The 21,459-nt window shown below is 71.8% G+C and carries 21 protein-coding genes; 10 read left to right on the top strand and 11 right to left on the bottom strand.

Features of this window, described 5'->3' with window-relative positions:
* The first annotated feature begins 132 nt into the window (after positions 1-132).
* Positions 133-1,155 (top strand): phosphotransferase family protein, encoded by a 1,023-nt coding sequence (locus ACIO3R_RS33780; RefSeq protein WP_385033545.1) that lies wholly within the window; start codon positions 133-135, stop codon positions 1,153-1,155.
* An 8-nt stretch (positions 1,156-1,163) separates the two neighbouring features.
* Positions 1,164-2,378: an acyl-CoA dehydrogenase family protein gene (locus tag ACIO3R_RS33775; RefSeq protein WP_385033542.1), complete on the top strand. Its 1,215-nt coding sequence runs from the start codon at positions 1,164-1,166 to the stop codon at positions 2,376-2,378.
* Between the two features lie 49 nt (positions 2,379-2,427).
* Here ACIO3R_RS33775 and ACIO3R_RS33770 read toward each other — a convergent pair whose 3' ends face one another.
* Positions 2,428-2,592: a hypothetical protein gene (locus ACIO3R_RS33770; RefSeq protein WP_363025315.1), complete on the bottom strand. Its 165-nt coding sequence runs from the start codon at positions 2,590-2,592 to the stop codon at positions 2,428-2,430.
* 74 nt (positions 2,593-2,666) lie between these two features.
* Here ACIO3R_RS33770 and ACIO3R_RS33765 point away from each other — a divergent pair, with 74 nt between their 5' ends.
* Positions 2,667-3,581 carry a LysR family transcriptional regulator gene (locus ACIO3R_RS33765; protein WP_402110840.1) on the top strand — a complete coding sequence of 305 codons (915 nt, stop codon included), beginning with the start codon at positions 2,667-2,669 and terminating at the stop codon, positions 3,579-3,581.
* A gap of 15 nt (positions 3,582-3,596) precedes the next feature.
* Here the strand turns inward: ACIO3R_RS33765 and ACIO3R_RS33760 are convergent, their stop codons facing one another.
* Genes ACIO3R_RS33760 through ACIO3R_RS33750 form a run of 3 tightly spaced genes read right to left on the bottom strand, consistent with a single transcriptional unit; the run spans position 3,597 to position 6,648 of the window.
* Complete coding sequence (locus tag ACIO3R_RS33760; protein ID WP_123468809.1) at positions 3,597-4,190, bottom strand: TetR/AcrR family transcriptional regulator; 594 nt, start codon at positions 4,188-4,190, stop codon at positions 3,597-3,599.
* 38 nt (positions 4,191-4,228) lie between these two features.
* Complete coding sequence (locus ACIO3R_RS33755; protein WP_402110837.1) at positions 4,229-5,887, bottom strand: class I adenylate-forming enzyme family protein; 1,659 nt, start codon at positions 5,885-5,887, stop codon at positions 4,229-4,231.
* Positions 5,884-6,648 carry an SDR family oxidoreductase gene (locus ACIO3R_RS33750; RefSeq protein ID WP_385033533.1) on the bottom strand — a complete coding sequence of 255 codons (765 nt, stop codon included), beginning with the start codon at positions 6,646-6,648 and terminating at the stop codon, positions 5,884-5,886. Before ACIO3R_RS33750 ends, ACIO3R_RS33755 begins: the two co-directional genes overlap by 4 nt.
* Before the next feature lie 184 nt (positions 6,649-6,832).
* On the opposite strand from ACIO3R_RS33750, the gene ACIO3R_RS33745 reads away from it, so the two are divergent.
* A complete protein-coding gene (locus tag ACIO3R_RS33745) occupies positions 6,833-8,119 on the top strand; it encodes an exo-beta-N-acetylmuramidase NamZ domain-containing protein (protein WP_402110835.1) in 1,287 nt (428 codons plus the stop codon).
* Between the two features lie 62 nt (positions 8,120-8,181).
* Here the strand turns inward: ACIO3R_RS33745 and ACIO3R_RS33740 are convergent, their stop codons facing one another.
* A complete protein-coding gene (locus ACIO3R_RS33740; RefSeq protein ID WP_385033527.1) occupies positions 8,182-11,028 on the bottom strand; it encodes a penicillin acylase family protein in 2,847 nt (948 codons plus the stop codon).
* 231 nt (positions 11,029-11,259) lie between these two features.
* Between ACIO3R_RS33740 and ACIO3R_RS33735 the strand changes: the two genes are divergently transcribed.
* The gene (locus ACIO3R_RS33735) at positions 11,260-11,871 is read left to right on the top strand and encodes a hypothetical protein (protein ID WP_385033524.1); all 612 of its coding nucleotides are present in this window, start codon (positions 11,260-11,262) and stop codon (positions 11,869-11,871) included.
* A 78-nt stretch (positions 11,872-11,949) separates the two neighbouring features.
* Here ACIO3R_RS33735 and soxR read toward each other — a convergent pair whose 3' ends face one another.
* On the bottom strand, positions 11,950-12,432 hold the full coding sequence (soxR, locus tag ACIO3R_RS33730; RefSeq protein WP_385033521.1) for a redox-sensitive transcriptional activator SoxR: 483 nt from the start codon (positions 12,430-12,432) through the stop codon (positions 11,950-11,952).
* A gap of 143 nt (positions 12,433-12,575) precedes the next feature.
* Between soxR and ACIO3R_RS33725 the strand changes: the two genes are divergently transcribed.
* Positions 12,576-13,037 (top strand): MaoC family dehydratase, encoded by a 462-nt coding sequence (locus ACIO3R_RS33725; RefSeq protein ID WP_362956430.1) that lies wholly within the window; start codon positions 12,576-12,578, stop codon positions 13,035-13,037.
* A gap of 21 nt (positions 13,038-13,058) precedes the next feature.
* Here the strand turns inward: ACIO3R_RS33725 and ACIO3R_RS33720 are convergent, their stop codons facing one another.
* The 3 genes from ACIO3R_RS33720 to ACIO3R_RS33710 all read right to left on the bottom strand — a co-directional run bounded on the left by ACIO3R_RS33720 (position 13,059) and on the right by ACIO3R_RS33710 (position 15,305).
* Positions 13,059-13,682: a TetR/AcrR family transcriptional regulator gene (locus ACIO3R_RS33720; RefSeq protein WP_385033518.1), complete on the bottom strand. Its 624-nt coding sequence runs from the start codon at positions 13,680-13,682 to the stop codon at positions 13,059-13,061.
* An 83-nt stretch (positions 13,683-13,765) separates the two neighbouring features.
* A complete protein-coding gene (locus ACIO3R_RS33715; RefSeq protein ID WP_402110832.1) occupies positions 13,766-14,056 on the bottom strand; it encodes a YiaA/YiaB family inner membrane protein in 291 nt (96 codons plus the stop codon).
* Positions 14,057-14,153: 97 nt separating this feature from the next.
* Positions 14,154-15,305 carry an acyl-CoA dehydrogenase family protein gene (locus tag ACIO3R_RS33710; protein ID WP_402110830.1) on the bottom strand — a complete coding sequence of 384 codons (1,152 nt, stop codon included), beginning with the start codon at positions 15,303-15,305 and terminating at the stop codon, positions 14,154-14,156.
* 63 nt (positions 15,306-15,368) lie between these two features.
* Here ACIO3R_RS33710 and ACIO3R_RS33705 point away from each other — a divergent pair, with 63 nt between their 5' ends.
* The 4 genes from ACIO3R_RS33705 to ppk2 are packed head-to-tail and all read left to right on the top strand — an operon-like array spanning position 15,369 to position 18,702.
* Complete coding sequence (locus tag ACIO3R_RS33705) at positions 15,369-16,043, top strand: TetR/AcrR family transcriptional regulator (RefSeq protein WP_385033511.1); 675 nt, start codon at positions 15,369-15,371, stop codon at positions 16,041-16,043.
* Between the two features lie 15 nt (positions 16,044-16,058).
* Positions 16,059-16,769: an ArsR/SmtB family transcription factor gene (locus ACIO3R_RS33700; RefSeq protein ID WP_385033508.1), complete on the top strand. Its 711-nt coding sequence runs from the start codon at positions 16,059-16,061 to the stop codon at positions 16,767-16,769.
* Positions 16,770-16,802: 33 nt separating this feature from the next.
* Positions 16,803-17,768: a DMT family transporter gene (locus ACIO3R_RS33695; RefSeq protein WP_385033505.1), complete on the top strand. Its 966-nt coding sequence runs from the start codon at positions 16,803-16,805 to the stop codon at positions 17,766-17,768.
* Positions 17,734-18,702: a polyphosphate kinase 2 gene (gene ppk2, locus ACIO3R_RS33690; RefSeq protein WP_402110827.1), complete on the top strand. Its 969-nt coding sequence runs from the start codon at positions 17,734-17,736 to the stop codon at positions 18,700-18,702. The genes ACIO3R_RS33695 and ppk2 overlap by 35 nt, the downstream gene beginning before the upstream one ends.
* Before the next feature lie 8 nt (positions 18,703-18,710).
* Here ppk2 and ACIO3R_RS33685 read toward each other — a convergent pair whose 3' ends face one another.
* Both ACIO3R_RS33685 and ACIO3R_RS33680 read right to left on the bottom strand, forming a co-directional pair.
* Complete coding sequence (locus ACIO3R_RS33685; RefSeq protein WP_402110825.1) at positions 18,711-19,790, bottom strand: Zn-dependent alcohol dehydrogenase; 1,080 nt, start codon at positions 19,788-19,790, stop codon at positions 18,711-18,713.
* A gap of 98 nt (positions 19,791-19,888) precedes the next feature.
* Positions 19,889-21,283: an aldehyde dehydrogenase family protein gene (locus ACIO3R_RS33680; RefSeq protein ID WP_385033496.1), complete on the bottom strand. Its 1,395-nt coding sequence runs from the start codon at positions 21,281-21,283 to the stop codon at positions 19,889-19,891.
* Positions 21,284-21,459 lie beyond the last annotated feature (176 nt).

Below are 21,459 nucleotides of genomic sequence, written 5' to 3'. Positions count from 1 at the left end.
CGACTGAACACCAGGGGTCCGGCAGCCGTTCGGGCCGGACTGCCACATCCGGTTCCGGGAGTTCACTGGACGACATACCGACTGGTCGGCATCATGAACACCGACCGTTCATTCACCCCGGAGGTGCGCACGATGAGCCCAGTCCACCCGCCAGGTCTCGACCTCGACCGGCTGCGCGGACATCTCGACCGCGAACGGCCGGGTCTGGTGAACGGACCGCTCGACGCCCGGCTCATCGAGGGCGGCCGGTCGAACCTGACCTACGTCGTCACGGACGGCACCGGCCGCTGGGTGGTCCGCCGGCCGCCGCTGGGTCATGTGCTGGCCACCGCCCATGACATGAAGCGCGAGCACCGGGTGATCAGCGCACTGCACCCGACGGCCGTCCCGGTCCCCGAACCGCTGCTGCTCTGCGAGGACGACTCCGTCATCGGCTCGCCGTTCTACGTCATGGAGTACGTCGAGGGCACCCCGTACCGCACGGCCGAGCAGCTCGCCCCGCTGGGCGCGGAGCGCACCCGCGAGGCCGTGCTCGGCCTGGTGGACACCCTCGTCGAGCTGCACGCCGTGGACCCGGCGGCCGTCGGGCTGGGCGACTTCGGGCGCCCCGAGGGCTTCCTCGACCGGCAGCTGCGCCGCTGGGGCAAGCAGCTGGACGCCTCCCGCAACCGCGAACTGCCCGGCATCGATGAGCTGCACGCGGCGCTCGGCCGCGAACTGCCCGCCTCCCCCGCCCCGACGGTGGTGCACGGCGACTACCGCCTGGACAACGTCCTGATCGGCCCCGACGACCGGATCAGGGCCGTACTCGACTGGGAGATGTCGACGCTCGGCGACCCGCTGACCGACCTCGGCCTGCTGGTGATGTACAGCTCCGACCTCGGCCTGCCCGCGTCACCGGTCTCCACCACCAGCGGCGCGGCCGGCCACCCCTCCCCCGCCGAACTGATCGAGCGCTATGCCGCACGCTCCGGCCGGGACACCTCCGCCATCTCCTGGTACACGGCGTTCGCCTGGTTCAAGCTCGCCGTGATCCTGGAGGGCATCCACTACCGCTACACGCTGGGCCAGACCGTCGGCGGCGGCTTCGACCGCATCGGTGATCTCGTCCCCGTCTTCATCGCGCACGGCCTCACCACCCTCCAGGAAGGCTGATCAACCCCATGGACTTCGCATTCGACGCCCGTACAGAAGAGCTGCGCGCCAGGCTGCTCACCTTCATGGACGAGCACGTCCACCCGGCCGAACGGACCGCCGAGGAGCAGCGGGAGCTGCTCGCGTCGCCGTGGGACACCCCGCGGATCGTGGAGGACCTGAAGGCCGAGGCACGCAGGCAGGGGCTGTGGAACCTCTTCCTGCCGGACGCCGAACACGGCGCCGGGCTGACCAATCTCCAGTACGCCCCGCTGGCCGAGATCCTGGGCCGCTCCCCGCAGTTGGCGCCGACCGCGCTGAACTGCGCGGCGCCGGACACCGGGAACATGGAGGTGCTCGCCCAGTTCGGCACCGACGAGCAGAAGAAGCGGTGGCTGGAGCCGCTGCTCGCCGGTGAGATCCGGTCCGCGTTCGCGATGACGGAGCCGGAGGTGGCGTCGTCGGACGCGACCAACATCGAGACGCGGATCGCCCGGGACGGCGAGGACTACGTCATCAACGGCCGCAAGTGGTACATCTCCGGGGCGATGAACCCGGACTGCGCGATCTTCATCGTGATGGGCAAGACCGACCCGGACGCCGACGACCTCCGCCGCCAGCAGTCGCAGATCCTCGTCCCGCGCGACACCCCGGGGCTGACCGTGAAGCGCGCCATGAAGGTGTACGGCTACGAGGACCACTCCCACGGCGGTCACGCCGAGGTGCTCTTCGACGACGTGCGGGTGCCCGCGACGAACCTGGTCGGCGAGGAGGGCGGCGGTTTCGCCATCGCCCAGGCACGGCTGGGACCGGGCCGGATCCACCACTGCATGCGGCTGATCGGCATGGCCGAGCGCGCCATCGAGCTGATGTGCCGGCGCGCGGTGTCCCGCGACGCCTTCGGCAAGCCGCTCGCCCAGCAGGGCGTGGTGCAGAACTGGATCGCGGACGCCCGGGTCACGGTGGAGCAGCTGCGGCTGCTGGTGCTGAAGACGGCCTGGCTGATGGACACGGTGGGCAACCGCGGTGCGCACACCGAGATCCAGTCCATCAAGATCGCCACCCCGCGTGCGGTGGTCGCCATCCTCGACCAGGCGGTCCAGCTGCACGGTGCGGGCGGCGTCAGCCAGGACTTCCCGCTGGCCGAACTGTGGGCGGCGGCGCGGACGCTGCGCCTGGCGGACGGCCCGGACGAGGTGCACCAGCGGTCGCTGGCGCGGCGCGAGATCAAGAAGTACCTGTAGGGACCGTGCGGGCGGGCCCGTACCCCGGTACGGGTCCGCCCGGCGTCCGTCAGTAGCCGCCGTACGGTACGTGGTCGGCGAGCGCCAGTTCGCGGGCGAAGGCCCGCACCCGCAGCAGGCACCGCGCGAGGAGCCGGACGCCGCGGGGCCGGTGCGGCCCGTAGGCCACGGTCCACAGGGCGGGGACACGGGACGAAGCCTGGATGTGCGCCATGTATCCAGCTTCACCCCGTTCTCACGGTCGGTCCAACAGATGGATTGGCTGGCTGCCATCGATACGGTGGATGGATGGAGATACGTCAGCTCCGCCACTTCATGGCGGTGATCACGCACGGCAGTTTCACCGCGGCCGCCCGTGCCGAACTGATCGTGCAGTCGGCGCTGAGCACGTCGGTCCGCAATCTCGAACGGGAGCTGGGCGCCGCGCTGTTCGACCGGACGGGCCGCCGGGTGGTGCTGACCGAGGCGGGGCGGGCGCTGCTGCCGTCGGCCCGGACGGTGCTCGCGGGGACGGACGCCGCCCGTGACGCGGTGGCCGCCGTTTCCGCTCTGGCCACGGGGCGGGTGCGGATCGGCACGATCCAGACGCTGACCTGTGTGGATCTGGCCGCCGAGCTGGCCGCGTTCCACCGGCTCCGCCCCGGGGTGCAGATCTCCCTGCGTGAGGCGACGACGCCGGAGCTGCTGGCGGGGGTGCTCGCGGGTGAGCTGGACCTCGCCTATCTGGCGCCGGACGCCGCCGAACTCCCGTCCGGCGTCCTGGCGTTCGCGTCCTGGCAGGAGGATCTGGTACTGATCACCGCCCCCGGCCACCGGCTGGCGACGGCCGGGCGCACCCTGGTCAAGGACCTCGCCGACGAGCCGTTCGTGGACTTCCGGGCCGGTACCGGTCTGGAGACGGCGGTGCGGCGGCTGGCCGCGCACTGCGGTCTGGAGCGCCGGATCACCTGCGACGTCACCCAGATCCGGCTGCTCGTCGATCTCGTACGGGCGGGCATCGGCGTGGCGATCGTGCCGCGCCGGATCGGTGAGGACGCCGGGCTGCCGTGCGTGAGCATCCGGCAGCCGGAGCCGGGCCGGACGGTGGTGCTGGTGGGCCGGGCACCCCGGCCGCGCAACCCGGCGGCGGTGGCGCTGCTGGACCGGCTGGCCGGCGACGGGCCCCGAGCGCCCTCCGGGCAGGGCCCCGCGAGCCCAGCCTGATCCAAACGGAAGGCCTTACGGACGCAGGGCACGCAGCAGCAGGTCGGCGAGGTGGTCGGCGACCTCCTGCTGGGTGAGCGGGCCGTCCGGCCGGTACCAGGTGGACAGGTGGTGGACCGAGCCGAAGTGGTAGTCGACGATCAGGTCCGCCGGGGTGGCCGTGGAGAACACCCCGCTGCGCTGCCCCTCTTCCACCAGGGCCCGGAAACGCTCGTGGTAGCGGCGCCGCTCCATCCGTACCTGCTTGTTCTTCTCGGGGCTCAGATGGTGCATCGAGCGGAAGAAGATCGAGGCGTCGTCGAGGTTCTCGATGGTGGTGACGACCACGTCGGCCGCGGCGTCACGCAACCGCTGCTCGACGGGCGCGTCGGCGTCCGCGAAGGCGTCGAGGCGCTCCTGCTGGAGCCGCAGGACCCGGGCGTAGACCTCTTGGAGGAGATCCTCCTTGGAGCCGAAGTAGTGGTAGAGCGCGCCCTTGGTGACACCGGCCGCCTCGACGATCTCCTGGACCGAGGTGCGGTCGTACCCCTGCTCGGCGAAGAGCCGGGTGGCGGCGGCGAGCAGCCGCTGGGGAACGGGGGTACCGCTCCCGTCCGTCGCCTTGGCCATAGCCGCCACCTTCCTTACGTGCGGTGCGTGAACCGGTTCTAGCGGGGTGAACGCAGTTCCCGCCTCAGGATCTTCCCACTTGCCGTCTTGGGAAGTTCGGCCAGGATCTCGACTTCGCGCGGGTACTTGTACGCGGCGAGCCGTTCCTTGCAGTACGCACCCAATTCGTCCGGTTCCACCGCGGAGCCGGGCCGCAGGCTGACGTAGGCGCGGACCGTTTCGCCCCGGTAGGCGTCGGGGACGCCCACGACGGCCGCCTCGCGGACGGCGGGATGGGTGTAGAGGACGTCCTCGACCTCGCGCGGCCAGACCTTGAAGCCGGAGGCGTTGATCATGTCCTTCTTGCGGTCGACGACGTAGAGCCAGCCCTCGCGGTCCATGAAGCCGATGTCGCCGGTGCGCAGTTCGCCGTCCGGGAAGGCGGCGGTGGTGGCCTCGGGCAGCCGCCAGTAGCCGGAGACCACCTGCGGGCCGCGCACCGCTATCTCGCCCTGTTCCCCGAAGGGCACGTCCGCGCCGTTCTCGTCGATGATCCGCACGACCGTGTCCGGGCCGGGCACGCCGACCGAGAGGGTGCCGGAGACCGGGTCCACCGGGGCCTCGCGCTCGGGCGGTACGGAGGCGCAGGGCGCGGTGCACTCGGTGAGGCCGTAGCCGTTGCGGATGTACGGGCCGAAGCCGGTCCGGAACTTCTCGACGAGTGCGGGCGGCAGCGGTGCGCCGCCGGAGGAGATCACCTGGAAGGAGGCGAAGTGCTCGGGCGTGACGCCGGGGGTGGCGGCGAGCGCCATGAAGGCGGTCGAGGGGCCGACGGTGTAGGCGGGGCGGTGCTCGGCGAAGGCGTCGAGGACCACGCCGGGGTGGAAGCGGTACGCGAGGACGAGGGTGCCGGCGTTGGTGAGGCAGGCGGCCAGCTGGCACACCATGCCGGTGATGTGGAAGAGCGGGGCGAGGGCGAAGTAGGAGGAGCCCTCCGCGACGGGGTGGCCGGTGCGCTGGCGCTCGGCGTTGACCATGATGTTGCCGTGGGAGTTCATGGCGCCCTTGGGGGTGCCGCTGGTCCCGGAGGTGTAGCTGATCAGCGCCACGTCGGCGGCGGTGAGCTCGCGGCCCGCGGGGGCCGCGAGGCCCTGCCGGGCGACGGTCACCAGATCGTCGGCGTCGTCGGCGTCGGGCAGCCGGTCGAAGGTGAGCACCCGCTCGTCGTTCTCCGTCTGGAAGTCCAGCTCGCAGGCCGTGACGGCGATCCGGACGGCCGGGGCGGCTGCCGCGGTGTCCCGCAGGTAGGCCTGCCAGGCCCGGTCCGAGCAGATCAGCGCGGTGACGTCGGCGTCCTTCAGCACATGGCCGACCTCGCCGGACTTGTACATCGGGTTGAGGGGGACGACGGTCGCCCCGGCCTTCCAGGCGCCCAGCAGTGCGAGGACGAACTGCGGCGAGTTCTGCAGCATGATCGCGACCCGGTCGCCGCGCTCCAGCCCCCGGGCGGCGAGGTGGCCGGCCACGGAGTCGGAGAGCTCGTCGGTCTCCCGGTAGGTGAGGCGGCCGTCGAAGTAGGCGAGCGCGGGGTGTCCGGGGGTGCGGGCGACGGAGTCCCGGAAGGCGTGCACCAGGGTCTCGGCCGGGTGGACGGGGGCCCGCTGGGCCTCGCTGAGCAGCGGGAGCCAGGGCTTCGCCGCGTAGATCGACTCGGTCATGCGCCGGTCGCCTCCCACTTGCGCTGAAGGTGGTTCATGCTGCCGAGCCACTGGTCGGTGTCCTTGGCACGGGCCCGGTAGTACCCGGCGACCTCCGGGTGCGGCAGGACGAGGAAGCGGTCCTGCGCCATGGCGTCGAAGAGCGCGTCGGCGACCTCCTCCGGCTCGATGGCGCTGGGGGCGAGCACGAGCTCGCCGGCCGATCCGGCGGCGGTCAGCATGTCCGTACGGACGCCCTGCGGGCAGATCGCGTGGACCTTGACGCCGCGGTGGCCATAGGTGAGGGCGAGCCATTCGGCGAAGGCGACCACGCCGTGCTTGGTGACGCTGTACGGCGCCGCGCCGATCATCGTGAGCAGTCCGGCGGCCGAGGCGGTGGAGACGAACCTGCCGCTGCCGCGCTCCAGCCAGTCCGGGAGCAGCGCCCTGGCCGCGCGGACGTGGGCCATCACATTGACGTCCCAGGCGGCGGCCCAGACCTCCTCGTCGGCGAAGGCGTCACCGGGCGACGCCAGGCCGGCGTTGGCGCAGTAGACGTCGACCGTGCCGTCCAGGGCGTCCCTGGCGGCGTCGACGATCCGCGAGGCGTCACCGGCCACGGCGACGGCGCCGATCTCCTCGGCGAGGGGCTTGATCCTGGACTCGTCGAGGTCGTTGACCACGACCCGTGCGCCCTCGGCGGCGAATCTGCGGGCCAGCGCGGCGCCGATGCCGCCCCCGGCTCCCGTGACCACTACGCCCGCGCCCTGCACCGTACTCATCGGTCCCGCCTCTCTCAGCCGACTGCACCAGCAGACTAACCAGTCGGTATGTCGTCGCGGAAGGGGCTGGCACGACTCATGCGTCACTCCTGTCACATCAGTCCCGTCGCGCTCGTTCCCTGCGGCCCGTGTGCGCGCTAGCGTGCGTGACCATGACAGATGTCGCGATCATGGAGGTAGCCCAATGAGCCTGACCAGACGTGGTTTGCTGGCCGCCGGCGGTGCCGTCGGAGCCCTCGCGGCAACGGCCGCGTCGGCCGGACCCGCGGCCGCCGGTGCGCCGCACGGAAAAGGAAACGGGCACGGGGGCGGCGGGCACCGCGAGCTCCTCACCGGATTCGACCGGCTCTCGGCGGACGGCTACGCGTTGCTCAAGGGCCGCCGGGTCGGCATCGTCACCAACCCGACCGGGGTCACCTCCGACGTCCGCCACATCGTCGACGTGATGCACGCGGACCGGCGGGTGAACCTGACGGCCGTCTTCGGCCCGGAGCACGGCTTCCGCGGCACCGCGCAGGCGGGCGGCTCCGAGGGCCGGTACGACGACCCGGCGACCGGCCTGCCGGTCTACGACACGTACCTCAAGAGCGGGCAGCCGCTGGCCGACGTGTTCACGGCGTCCGGCGTCGACACGGTCGTGTTCGACATCCAGGACGCGGGCGCCCGCTTCTACACGTACATCTGGACGCTGTACGACTGCATGGAGGCGGCGGCCCTCGCGGGCAAGAAGTTCGTCGTCCTGGACCGGCCGAACCCGGTGTCCGGGCGGGCGGCTCTCGGGCCTGTCCTCGATCCGGCCTTCGGCACCTTCGTGGGCCGCCGGGAGATCGCCCAGGCGCACGGCATGACGGTCACCGAACTCGCCCTGCTGTTCAACGGGGAGTTCCTGGCGGACCGTCCGGCCGAGCTGGAGATCGTGAAGATGTCGGGGTGGTCGCGCTCGGACTTCTTCGACGCGAGCGGGCTGCCGTGGGTGCCGCCGAGCCCCAACATGCCGACGCCGGACACCGCGCTGGTCTACTCGGGCACCTGCCTCTTCGAGGGCACGAACCTCTCCGAGGGGCGCGGCACCACCCGGCCGTTCGAGCTGATCGGCGCGGAGGGGATCGACCACACCTGGGCGGCCGCCGCGAACGCGCTCGGCCTGCCCGGCGTGGCCTTCCGCGAGGCGTACTTCGCGCCGACGTTCTCGAAGTTCGAGGGCAGGACGGTGGGCGGGGTGCAGGTGCACGTCCAGGACCGGGAGGTCTTCGACCCGGTGCGCACCGGGATCGCGCTGCTGATCACGGCGAAGCAGACCTGGAGCGGGTTCGCCTGGCGGCCGGACAACTGGATCGACAAGCTCACCGGCAACACCCGGGTCCGCACGATGATCGACGCGGGTGCGGACACGGACGAGGTCGTGGGGGCGTGGGCGAAGGATCTCGCCGCGTTCCGTGCGGTGCGCAAGCGGTATCTGCAGTACCGGTGAGCCCGGCGGGGCGGGCCGCACATGCGTGCGGCCCGCCCGTCGGGAACAACCCAGTACAGGCCCTAGCGGTGCGCCGGGAACTCCACGACCTGCTGGTACGTGGGGCGGTTCTGCCAGTGGATCGCCTTCTGCCCGATCCCGCCCAGGGCCCGGTGGATGATCGAGTCGGTGCACCACTGCTCGCCGGCCTTGCAGGTGTCGTCGGCCGGGTAGACCTCGGCCGCCGGTGCCGCCGCCGCCTGCTTCAGCGAGGACAGCAGCGCCGCGCGGCAGCTGCTCAGATCGCCGTTGCCGCAGTACGTCCTGGCCAGCGGTCCCTTGACCGGCTGCCCCAGTACCTGGCGCAGGTCCTTGTCGGCGAAGCCCCACCAGCCGTACTGGAAGGCCGAACCGCTGTGCGCGCCGCTCGGCCCGTGGCTGGCCGCCGGGGACTCGTCGGTGGCGAGGTTGGCGGTCAGCGCGCCGTACAGGTCGTCGCCGAGCCCCGGCTTGAACTCCGCGTCGATCAGCTTCGGCCACCACGCGTCCATGATCCGTACCGCGTCGGCGTAGGTGTACGCGTGCGAACCCGGGCTGCTCTCCTTGCGCTGGGCGCCCGCCGCCCGCCAGGAGTCCAGCTGCTGGACCACCGCGTTCAGCTCCGGATCGGTGACCGGCTGGGAGCGGATCACCTTCAGCAGTTCGGGCAGCAGCTGCTCACCGCGCAGATCGGTGAGTGCGGCGTCGGCCATCGCCCGGGTGAGGGAGGCGCGGGTCACCCCGCCCTCCTCCACCAGCTTCGACACCCGCTCGTCGAGCAGATCGGCCCGGTGCACCGCGCTGAGCCCGAAGCCCGCGGAGGCGTACCCCTCGGCCTGCTTGTTGTTCCAGGACACGTAGTAGTCCTGGCCGCTGGAGTGCGGGTGCTCGGCGAACGGGGTGTACTCGGCGGTGTTGGCCGCCGGGTCGTACCCCTTCCACTCGTACGCCTTCTCGGCCTTGATCGGCAGCGACGGGTCGACGCCCGGGGCGCGCACCGGGTTCATGCCGCTGTTGTAGTAGGCGGCCGTGCGGGAGTCGGCGTAGAACCAGTTGAAGGCGTAGTCGATGTTGCTCGCCGCCTGCTGGAAGGAGGCGGCGTCGGTGACGTACGAGGGGTCGTTGAGCATCTGGAAGCCGATGATCGAGTCGGCCTCGTGCCGGTAGGTGGTGCGCAGCGAGGTGTACGCGACCGGCTTGCCGTCCACCGTGGCGCGGTGGGTGACGACGCCGTAGCCGGTGCGCCACACCTGCATCCGGTAGGAGCCCTTCGCCGTGGAGTCGGCGACGGTCGGGCTCCAGGAGTTGGTGCGCTCCAGCTTCTCCATGGCGGTGCAGTCGCCGTGGTCGAGGTAGTGCGTGGAGTTCTTGGTGGGCGCGGAGCCGTCGGGCTCGCACAGTTCGACGGTGTAGGTGTCGGTGATGTCCTGTCCGGCCGAGGTGGCGCTCCAGGCGTAGTCCTGGCCGCGGCCCATCTGGATGTACATGCCTACACCGGCGAAGGAGACTCCGCGGGCGCTGATGCCGGGGCCCTGGATCTCCTGGAGCATCATCAGCTGCGGGGCGAAGTAGCCCGTCTGCGGGCCGAACACGGCGATCGGGTTCCCGCTCGCGGTGCTCTTGCCGGAGACCAGCAGGGCGTTGGACATGCCGCGCTTCTGGGCGCCGGAGCCGGAGCCGGGGAGCGAGCCCTCCGGGATGACCCCGTCGTCGTAGATGCCCTGGGCCTTCTTGAGCTGGGCCGGGGCCTTGACCGGGGCCTTCGCATCGGTGCCCGCGGAGCCGGTGCGGTCGTAGATGATCGGCTCCGTGGTGACGGTGCCCGGATCGGGGAGCGCCGTCCCGACGGCCTTGTCGGGCTTGTTCGCGTACGGGAACGAGGTGCCGTCGTGGACGGTCAGCACGGCCTCGGGGTCGTTGCGCTGCCGGAACGACTCCCAGACCTTGGTGCCTTCGGCGACTCCGTACTTCTGCTGGGCGGAGAGCAGCGAGAGCGCCGCCTGCACCTCGCCGCCACCGCCGCCGCCGAACTGGCCGCCGACCACGGAGGCGATCGAGATCAGGTCGGTCAGCTCGAACGGCTGGATCTCACCGACGTTGGTGATGGCGTCGATCTTGCCGGTGAGGACGTACTCGCCGGGGAAGTAGCGGCCCTTCTTCGACTTGTCACGGTAGGAGTTGATGCCGTCCACATAGGCCTGGGCATCCGCCATGGCCTGTGCGCCGCGGGGGCCCTCGTGGGTCCTGATGTACTCGACCTGGGCCTGGAGATCGGCCTCCGTGTACGGGGCCTGCGGCCAGAACTGCTGCTCCAGGCCCTGGTTGGCGAGCGCGCCGCCGGCGAACGAGGTCAGCTGCCCGCGCCCGATGTGGCGGAAGAGGTCCATCAGCCAGAGCCGGTCCTGCCCGGCCGCGAATCCGGCGCCGAACTCGGTGCCGTAGCGGGTGGTGCCCTTGATGTGCGGGACGCCGGACACCTTGTCGCGGGTGATGGTGACGTCGCCGCGCGGCGAGGTGACGGACTCGACCTGGTCCTTCGGGACGCCGAACGAGGCGTCGTTGAAGAAGTCGGTCAGCTTCTGGTCGGTGAGGCCGGTGTGCCCGGCGACCAGCCCGTCGTAGCGGTCGAGCTGGTCGTCGCTGTGCGCGGGATGGGTGCCGAACGCCTTGTTGCCGAGGATGTCGACGAGGGTGGCGTTGCCGTTCTCGCCGGGCGGCAGGATGTCGTCGCACTGCCCCTGGCAGTAGTCGTTGACGGGTACGGGGTCAGGCTCGGCGGCGCCCGCGTGGGGCGCGGTGGCCAGCAGAGAGGCACCGAGTGCGAGAACGGCCGCGATCGTGGCGGCTCGGAACTTGCCGGTGCGGGCGGAAGTGCCGGTGCGTGGGGGCATGCATGCTCCTCGGAGAGGCCGATGCGCCGGAGGTTACCGGCGGTATGAAGCGCCGGTAAGGTGAACATCGGTCACCTTTTCCGAATCGTCACATGCGGTCGCATGACGATCGGTCATCTCACCAACTGGACGCCCGCACCCTTGGATGGAGCCGATCCGGGCAGTTGTACGTCCATTCAGTGACGCCGCATGTTCGGGCGACGGAGTACGAGCGAGGGAGGTGGCGGAGCAATGGCCGGTTTCCGGAGTCTTGCGAGACAGGTCCGCGATCCGCGGAGCGACCTGGCACTGCGGCGGTACTCGCTGCGCAAGTGTCTGGAGCGCTTCGCCCCTTACGGGCACCGGGCGACCTGGGATCACCTGTGTGCCCGGCACGGAATCGGGCCCGAGGACCGGGCCCCCGATCCGGTGCGCCTCATGCGCGCGCTGGAGGAGCTGGAGACGGCCCGCGCGGTCTGGCTGGGCTACGAGGCGGGGTTCGCCGAGCGCCGCCGGCGGGAGAAGCACGACGGACTGCGCCGGCCGGGCGCGTTCGACGACTGGCACCGGCGCACCTGGGGCGGGTACGGGGTCGCGCGGTGCGACGACCCGGCCGTCCACCCGGCGGCCCCGCTCGCGGAGGTCCTGGCGCGGCTGATCTCCGCCCTGGAGTCGGAGCCGGGCACCGGCTGCCCGGTGTGCGCGCAGGCCCGGATCGCCTGGCGGCAGGACCTGGACAGCGAACCGTGGTCCGGTCCGGTCTGCACCGGGTGCGGGATCGTGGTGCCGCAGCCCGTGCTCACCCGGGCGGCGCTGGCGAAGGCCCGGCGCACCCGGATGGACGACCTGGCATCGGTGGCCTGAGGAACGGAGCGGCCCGCCCGGCGCCCGACGCGACACGCGGCTGCCGGACGGGCAGTACACATACCCGGGGCCGCCGCCTCAGCAGCCTCCCGGCGCCCTCTTCGTGACCTTGCCCGGCATCAGGCGCGAGCCGCTGATCCGCTCGCCGGAGATGTCGTCCGGGTTGGAGAGCACACAGGTCTCCAACGACAGACAGCCGCAGCCGATGCAGTCGGTGAGGTGGTCGCGCAGCCGCGCCAGCTGTTCGATCCGCTCGTCCAGCTCGGAGCGCCACGCCTCGGAGAGCCGCGCCCAGTCGTCGCGGTTGGGGGTGCGCTCCTCCGGGAGTTCGGCGAGCGCGTCCCGGATGGTGGCGAGCGGGATACCGACCCGCTGCGCCGCGCGGACGAAGGCGACCCGGCGCAGCGCGTCCCTGGTGTAGCGGCGCTGGTTGCCACTGGTGCGACGGCTGCCGATCAGGCCCTTGGCCTCGTAGAAGTGCAGGGCCGAGACCGCGGCGCCGCTGCGCGCGGAGAGCTGGCCGACCGTGAGTTCATGGAGTGTCTGTGGGATCTGGGGCACTCCTCGAACCCTACGTGCCCGGTTCCCGGCCGGTCCGTCGTTGACAGGAACGCACCCGCGAACCATGCTGAGCAAGCGCTTAGACAGGCACTTGGACACGGCCTGGGACGGATGGCCGGGAGCGGAAGGCAGGGACCAGGAACATGGCAGAGCCGAGGATCTTCACGTCCGCGCAGGAGCTGCGTGACGGAGTGGGCGAGCAGCTGGGACACAGCGACTGGCTGGAGATCGAGCAGAAGAGGATCGACCTCTTCGCGGACGCCACCGGCGACCACCAGTGGATCCATGTGGACCCGGAGCGCGCCGCGACGGGGCCGTTCGGCACCACGATCGCGCACGGCTACCTGACGCTCTCACTGCTGCCGGCGCTCGTGCCGCAGGTCATGCGGGTCGAGGGCATGAAGATGGGCATCAACTACGGGACCAACAAGGTCCGCTTCCCCTCCACGGTGCCCGTGGGATCGCGGCTGCGGGCGACGGCCGTCCTGAAGAGCGTCGAGGAGGCGGGCGGCGGCGTGCAGGTCACCGCGGTCGTCACCGTGGAGCGCGAGGGCGGCGACAAGCCGGCCTGCGTGGCCGAGTCGGTGTCGCGCTACTACTTCTGACCGCCCCCGGGCGCGACCGCGTCAGCGTTCGGCCCCGACCATGCGCAGCACGAGGTCGGCGTACAGCTCGCCGACCTCGTCCGGCGTCCGGCTGCCCTGGGCGTTGAACCACCGCGCCACGTCGATGCAGAGCGAGAGCACGGCGAGCGTGGTGCCCGGCACGTCGGGGACGTCGAACTCCCCCGCCGCCACGCCCTCGCCGATGATCCGGCGCACCACCGCGTCGCTCCGGCGGCGGAGTTCGACGATCTCGGTGCGGTGGTCCGGGCCGAGGGCGTCGAGCTCGTACTGCACCACGCGTGCGGTGGTGTGCCGTTCGGCGTGCCACCGGACGAAGGACCGTACGGCGCGGGCGAGCCGCTCGGCGGCCGTGCCCTCGCTGTCGGCCGCCGCCTCCAGGACGGACAGGGCGCGGTCGTGACCGATCCTGCTGATCCGGTGGAGCAGCTCTTCCTTCGTCTTGTAGTGGATGTAGAGCGCGGCGGGGCTCATGCCGGCGCGGCCCGCGATGTCCCGGGTGGTGGTCGCGTGGTACCCGCGCTCGGCGAAGGCGTCGACGGCGGCGACGAGGAGCCGCCGGGCGGCCTCGGGCGTCACTTCGGCCCACGGCGTGTTCTCGCCGTCGGTCTCCTGCGCCGTGCTCATCGTCAATGGCCCCTCTCAGTCAGCAGGACGAACACCATACCCCGATCCTGAGCAAGCGCTTAGGGGTCCGGTGGCTGAGATCGTCAGAGCTTCTGGAAGGGGTCGTGCTCGGCGAGGATCTTCTCCAGCCTGGCCTGGTCGACCCTGCTGACCAGCTGGCCCGCCTCCTGCCGGTCCCTGACGACCTTGGCCAGGGTGAAGCAGGACGTGACCAGGTAGAGGACGCCGATGGCGAGAAACCCACGCACCCAGGCGTCCGCGTCGAGGAAGTAGATCCCGAGGGCCACCGCGCCCATCGCCACCCCGAAGGACGCGACGGCCTGGCCGTAGAAGGCGGCGGTGCTCTGCTGCTTGACCGATGTCGTCTCACTCATGCCGCTCAGCATCCGGCGGACCGGCGCGCACCGCATCCGTCCGGGTACTCAGCCCGGTACTCAGACGCCCGTTCGAGGCGCGCGGCGGCAGGACTCCTCAGAAGGCGGAGACCCCCGTCAGCGCCCGGCCGATGATCAGCTTCTGGATCTGGCTGGTGCCCTCGTAGAGCGTCATCACGCGGGCGTCGCGGAGCAGTTTGCCGACCGGGTACTCGTCGATGTAGCCGTAGCCGCCGAAGACCTGGAGGGCGTTGTTGGCGGCGCGGACGGCGGCCTCAGAGGCGAAGAGCTTGGCCTTGGACGCGGCGGTGGCGAAGTCCTCGCCGCGGTCGATCAGGTCGGCCACCCGCCAGGTGAGCAGCCGGGCGGCGTCGACGTCCACGGCGATGTCGCTGATGAGCTCCTGGACGAGCTGGTGGCCCGCGATGGACTTGCCGAACTGTTCGCGCTCGCCCGCGTATCCGACGGCCGCGTCCAGGGCGGCCTGGGCGATGCCGACACAGCCGGCCGCCACCGACATCCGGCCCTTGGTCAGGGCGGACATCGCGAGGGAGAAACCCTTGCCCTCGGGGCCCAGGAGCGTGGCGGCGGGGACGCGGACGTCCTCCAGCACCAGCTCGGCGGTCGCCTGGCCGCGCAGTCCGAGCTTGCCGTGGATGGTGCGGCGGGTGAGGCCGGGGGTGTCGGTGGGGACCAGGAAGGCTGATATGCCCTTGTGGCCGGGGGTGTCGTCGGTGCGGGCGAAGAGGAGCACCACGTCGGCCCAGGTGCCGTTGGTGATGAACATCTTGGAGCCGTTGATGACGTAGTCCCCGCCGTCCCGCACGGCCCTGGTCGTCAGACTCCCGGCGTCCGAGCCGGTGCCCGGTTCGGTGAGGCCGAAGCAGCCCACCGCGTCGCCCGAGGTCAGCCGCGGCAGCCACCGGCGCTTCTGCTCCTCGTCGCCCCGGGCGGCGATGGTCTTCGCGACCAGGCCCAGGGAGACCGAGACGATGCCGCGGACCGAGGAGTCGCCGCGGCCGAGCTCCTCGGTCACCAGGCAGTACGCGAGGTGGTCGCCGCCCGAGCCGCCGTACTCCTCGGGGACCGTCAGCCCGAGGAAGCCGAGCGAGCCCAGCTTCTTCACGATTGACTTGTCGACACTCTCGGCCCGGTCCCACTCGACGACGTGCGGGGCGATGTCACGGGCGACGAAGTCCTTGGCGAGCTGCCGGACGGCTTCCTGCTCCTCGCTGAGCTCCAGGTTCATCGGTCGACCCTCCAGGTTTAATTAGCACTGCTAGTTTTATGGCCTGGCCCTACTATGTGCCGCATGGCCCGCCCGCGCAAGCCCCTCCTCAGCAGAGACCGCATCGTCGCGACAGCGGGTGCCCTCGTGGACGCCGAGGGGCTCGACGCCGTCTCGACCCGCCGGCTGGCGGCGGAGCTCGGGGTCAGCGGGCCGTCGCTCTACAACCACTTCCGCAACAAGGACGAGATCCTGGACGCCGTCGCCGACGCGGTCTCCGCACAGGTCGATCTGTCGATGTTCGACGAGTCCGACAGCCGTGACTGGCGGGCCGCCCTGCACGACTGGGCGGTCTCCTACCGCGCGGCGCTCACCGAGCACCCGCACATCGTCCCGGTGCTGGCCCAGGGCCCCGGCCGCCGCCCGGCGGGCCTGCGGGTCGCGGACGCGGTGTTCGGCGCCATGGTCCGCGCGGGCTGGCCGCCCGCCCAGGCCACGTACATCGGCGCGCTGATGCGCTACTTCATCACCGGCTCGGCACTCGGCTCCTTCGCCCGGGGCTTCGTGGACGACGAGACCGCGTACGACCCCGCCGACTATCCGCACCTCGGCCAGGCCCACCTGCTGGCCGAGCGCCGCCAGCGGGTCGACGAGGGTGCGTTCGAGACGGGCCTGCGGGCACTGATCGACGGCCTCGGCCTCCAGTACGCGCCGCCCGCGGCGGCCGGGACCGTTCGGCCCGCGCCGAAGCGTTCCTGACGCATCCTGGAACACATGGCATACCCCGACCCGGCCGCGCCCCGGCTCGCCGCCCTGGCCGGCCTCCTCGCCGACGAGACCCGCGCCACCTTCTGTCTGGCCCTGCTCGACGGACGGGCCTGGACCGCGGGCGAGCTGGCCCGGCACGCCTCCGTGGCCCCGTCGACCGCCAGCGAGCATCTGGGCAAGCTCGTCGCGGGCGGGCTGCTGGCAGAGGAGCGGCAGGGCCGGCACCGCTATCTGCGGCTCGCCGGCGAACAGGCCGCGCACCTCGTCGAGGAGCTGGCGGGCCGGGAGGCCCCCGGCGCCGCCGCTGCGCCGCGCACGCTGGGCGCGGTGGGCGCCGACAGCGCGCTGGCCCGCGGCCGCACCTGCTACGACCATCTCGCCGGCCGCATCGGCCTCGCGATCACCGATGCCATGACCGGGCGGGGGCTGCTGCGGCAGGACACCGGCTTCGCGCTCACCGACGCGGGGCTCGACTGGTTCGGCGAACTGGGCATCGGCCTGGAGACCCGGTCGCGGCGTCCGCTCGTACGGAGCTGCCTCGACTGGACCGAGCGCAGGCCGCATCTCGCGGGGGCCGCGGGCGCCGCGCTGTGCCGCCACGTGCTGGCGGCAGGCTGGTGCGTACGGATCGGGTCAGGACGGGCGGTGCGGGCCACCCCGGACGGGGAACGGGCCCTGGCCGCGCGGCTCGGCATCGAGCCGGACACTATTCGGTAGGTGCCAAAGCATCGCGGCCTTACCGTCTGACCCATGACGACTCTCCCCGCCCCGCGCTCCGACTGGCGGGCCCCCGCCGCCGCCTGCACCACCGTGGTCCTGTGGGCCTCCGCATTCGTCTCCATCCGCAGTGCGGGCGAGGCCTACTCCCCCGGCGCGCTGGCCCTCGGGCGCCTGCTCACCGGCTCCCTGGCCCTGGGCGCGCTCCTGCTCGTACGGCGCGAGGGCCTTCCCTCACGGGCCGCCTGGCCGGGGATCCTCACCTCCGGGCTGCTGTGGTTCGGCCTGTACATGGTGGTGCTCAACTGGGGTGAGCAGCAGGTGGACGCGGGGACGGCCGCCATGGTCGTGAACATCGGGCCCCTCCTGATCGCGCTGCTCGGCGCCCGGCTGCTCGGCGAGGGACTGCCACGCCGGCTGGTGCTGGGCATGGCCGTGTCCTTCTCGGGCGCCGTGGTCGTGGGGCTCTCCATGTCGGGGAAGGGCAGTTCCTCGGTCCTGGGCGTGGGGCTCTGCCTGCTGGCCGCGGTGGCGTACGCGGCCGGGGTGGTCGGCCAGAAGCCCGCGCTGGGCCATGGTTCGGCGCTCCAGATCACCACGTTCGGCTGCCTGGTCGGCACGGTGGCGTGCCTGCCGTTCTCCGGTGCGCTGGTCTCGGACGCCGCCGACGCGCCGCTGTCCGCGACGCTGAACATGGTCTATCTCGGCCTCTTCCCGACCGCGCTGGCGTTCACCACCTGGGCCTACGCGCTGGCCCGCACCACCGCCGGGCGGATGGGCGCCACCACCTACGCGGTGCCCGCGCTCGTCGTGCTGATGGCGTGGCTGCTGCTGGACGAGGTGCCCGCGCTGCTCACCATCGGCGGCGGGCTGCTCTGCCTCGCCGGGGTGGCGGTGTCCCGGACGCGTCCGCAGACTGGTCCGACGCGGAGGAATCCGGCCCGGCCGATGGAGGGACCCCGTCATGACGCGGAGCGCCGAGCGGCGGAGCGGCCGTAGCCACGGCACGAAGAAGGCGAAGCGGCCGAGGAGTGCGGGGAAGCAGAAGCAGGCGGCCGCCCGGGGCGGCCTGCCCCTGGTGACGCCAGAGGGCCCCGCCCGCGACGCCTGGCGGGAGGACTACCCGTACGACAGAAAGCTGGGCCGCAAGGCGTACGACACGTCCAAGCGGGCCCTCCAGATCGAACTGCTCAAGCTCCAGCACTGGGTCAAGGAGCACGACGAGCGCCTCGTCATCCTCTTCGAGGGGCGCGACGCCGCGGGCAAGGGCGGCACGATCAAGCGGTTCACCGAGCACCTCAATCCGCGTGGCGCGCGGGTGGTGGCGCTGGAGAAGCCCTCGGAACGCGAGCGCACCCAGTGGTACTTCCAGCGGTACGTGGCCCATCTCCCGGCGGCCGGGGAGATCGTGCTCTTCGACCGGTCCTGGTACAACCGGGCCGGTGTGGAGCGGGTGATGGGGTTCTGCACGACCCCCGAGTACCTCGAATTCATGCACCAGGCGCCGGGGTTCGAGCGGATGCTCGCGCGTGACGGCATCCATCTGGTGAAGCTCTGGTTCTCCGTCTCGCGCAACGAGCAGCGCAGCCGGTTCCTGGCCCGGCAGACCGATCCGGTGCGGCAGTGGAAGCTGAGCCCGGTGGACCTCGCCTCGCTCGACAAGTGGGACGCGTACACGGAGGCGAAGGAGCTGATGCTCTTCCACACGGACACGGCGGACGCGCCCTGGACCGTGGTGAAGAGCAACGACAAGAAGCGGGCCCGGCTGGAGGCGATCCGGCACGTGCTGCACCGCTTCGACTACCCGGACAAGGACGCGTCGGTGGCCCGGGAGCCGGACCCGCTGATCGTGGGCCCGGCCTCCCGGCTGTTCGAGAAGGGCGAGACGTCGGCCCGGCCGCTGCCCACGGGCCGGTCGTGCGACAGCCTCTGACCCCTGCTCTAGAAGACCACCAGGGCCCGGCCGCCCTTGCCGGCGATCATGTTGTCGAAGGCCGCCGGGATACCGTCCAGCGCGATCCGTTCGGTGACCATCATGGAGAGGTCGAAGCGGCCCGCCCCGATGTGGTCGGCCAGTACCGGCAGATCGCGGGCCGGGTCGCTGTTCCCGTACACGCAGCCCGTCAGGGTCCGGCCCCAGTGGAAGATCTCCAGGGCGTTGAAGGTCACCTCCTGGTCCTTGCCGCCGATGCCGACGACCGTGGTGCGGCCGCCCCGGCGGGTGGACTCCCACGCGGTACGGATGGTGACGGCCCGGCCGACGCACTCGATGGCGACATCCGCGCCCTGGCCGCCGGTGAGGCCGCGGATCTCGCGCGGTGTGGTGGCGGAGGCGATGACGTAGTCGGTGGCGCCCGCCTGCCGGGCCAGCTCCTCCTTCTCCGGGGAGACGTCCACCGCGATGATCCGCGCGGCGCCCGCGATGCGGGCGGACTGGAGCACCGCGAGGCCCACTCCGCCGACGCCGAACACCACGACGGACTCACCCGCGCGGACCCGCGCGCTGTGGTGGACCGCGCCGTACCCGGTCAGCACCGCGCAGCCGAGCAGGGCGGCGTCGGTGAGCGGGATGCCGTCCGGGGCGGGCAGCACGCAGTTCGCGGCGACGACGGTCTCCTGCGCGAAGGCGGCGACGTTCAGCCCGGGGTGCAGCTCGGTGCCGTCGGCGGTGCGGGCGTGGATGTTCGCCGCCCCGGCCAGGGCGTTGGCGCAGAGCCAGACCTCGCCGATCCCGCAGTGGTGGCAGCTCCCGCAGGACGGGGCCCAGTTGAGCACCACGCCGTCGCCGGGCGCGACATGGGTGACGCCGTCGCCCACGGAGACGACGGTGCCCGCTCCCTCGTGGCCGAGGACGGCGGGCACCGGCACCCGCATGGTGCCGTTGGACAGCGAGAGGTCGGAGTGGCAGACCCCGGCGGCCGCGAGACGGACCCGGACCTGGCCGGGTCCTGGTTCCGGAAGGATGATGCCGGTGATCTCCAGCGGAGCTCCGACGGCGGGCAGTACGGCGGCGCGGACCACGGACTGGCTCCTTGCTGATCGGGGGTGCGGGCTCGGGCGGTGCGGGCTCGGGCGGTGCGGGCTGGTGCGGTGCGGTGCGGGCTGGTGCGGTAACTGGCTCAGAACTGGAGGGACTTGGTCTGGAGGTACTCCGCCAGGCCGTGGCGACCGAGCTCGCGGCCGACGCCGGACTGCTTGTACCCGCCGAAGGGGGCGAGCGGGTTGAAGCGGCCGCCGTTGATGTCGACCTGTCCGGTGTCCATCCGGCGGGCGAAGGCGACGGCCTCCGCGTCGTCGGCGGCCCAGACGGCGCCGGCGAGCCCGTACACGGTGCCGTTGGCGATCCGCAGGGCGTCGTCCTCGTCCTCGTACTTCAGGATCGAGATGACCGGGCCGAAGATCTCCTCCTGGGCGATGGTCATCTCCGGGGTGACATCGGCGAAGACGGTGGGGCTGACGTAGTAGCCGGTGCCGAGCGGCGCGCCGGGGCCGCCCGCGACGACGCGGGCGCCCTCCTCGATGCCCTTCTCGATGTAGCCGCGCACCCGGGCCTGCTGCTTGGCGTTGACGAGCGGGCCGACGCGCTCGCCGGGTACGTACTTCGCGACGGCCGCCGCGGCGAGGGCGACCGCCTCCTCGTACCGGTCGGCGTCCACCAGCATCCGGGTCCAGGCGCTGCACGTCTGGCCGGAGTTGGACATCACGTTGGCGACGCCGACGTTGACCGCCTTGGCGAGATCGGCGCCGGGCAGGATGACGTTGGCGGACTTCCCGCCGAGCTCCAGGGCGACGCGCTTGACCGCGCCGCCCGCGGTGGCACCGATCTGCTTCCCGACGGCGGTGGACCCGGTGAAGGAGACCAGGTCCACGTCCTCGTGCGCGGCGAGGGCCTGTCCGGCGACCGGGCCGAGGCCGGTCACCAGGTTGAAGACCCCGGCGGGCAGCCCGGCCTCCGCGGTGGCCTCGGCGAAGAGCTGAGCGGTGAGCGGGGTGTCCTCCGCGGGCTTGAGGACGACGGTGCAGCCCGCGGCGAGCGCGGGGGCGACCTTGGCGACGATCTGGTGCAGCGGGTAGTTCCACGGGGTGATCGCGCCGACGACGCCGACGGGCTCCAGGAGCACGGTGGAGTTGCCGTGCCGCTCCTCGAAGGCGTACGTCGCGGCCAGTTCGGCGTACGAGCCGGCGACCAGCACCGGCACGCCCGCGTGCACCATCTGCGACATCGGCAGCGGTGAGCCCAGTTCGGCGGTGACCGTCTCGGCGATCTCGTCCTTGCGGGCCGCCAGCACGTCGCGCAGCGCGCCGATCCGGGCGGCGCGCTCGGCCGGCGGGGTCGCGGCCCAGCCGGGGAAGGCGGCGCGCGCGGCCCGTACCGCGTCGTCGACGTCGGCCGCCGTTCCGGCCGGGACGTGGGCGATGACCCGCTCGTCCGCCGGATTCACGACCGCGATCGTGTCCGCCCCCGCGGGCTGCCGCCATTCGCCGCCGATGTACATACCGTCGTGGGCCTTCATGGTGTTCCTCCCGGGCACGGTGACGGACAGGGTCGTCCGCACCCCAAACTAGCGCTGTTAGTTTTCAGGCGCCAGAGACAAGGGTCACGTGCGGTCCGCCGTTTCACCCGGGAGTGCGCGAGTTCACCCGAACGTGCGCGGGGCGGCCTCCTTCGCCGTCGAACGGTCGAACGTTC

Source organism: Streptomyces sp. NPDC087428, from assembly GCF_044744085.1.
Classification (GTDB): Bacteria; Actinomycetota; Actinomycetes; order Streptomycetales; family Streptomycetaceae; genus Streptomyces.
Note: the sequence above shows the minus strand (reverse complement) of the source record. Positions and strands in the feature narration are given on the sequence as shown.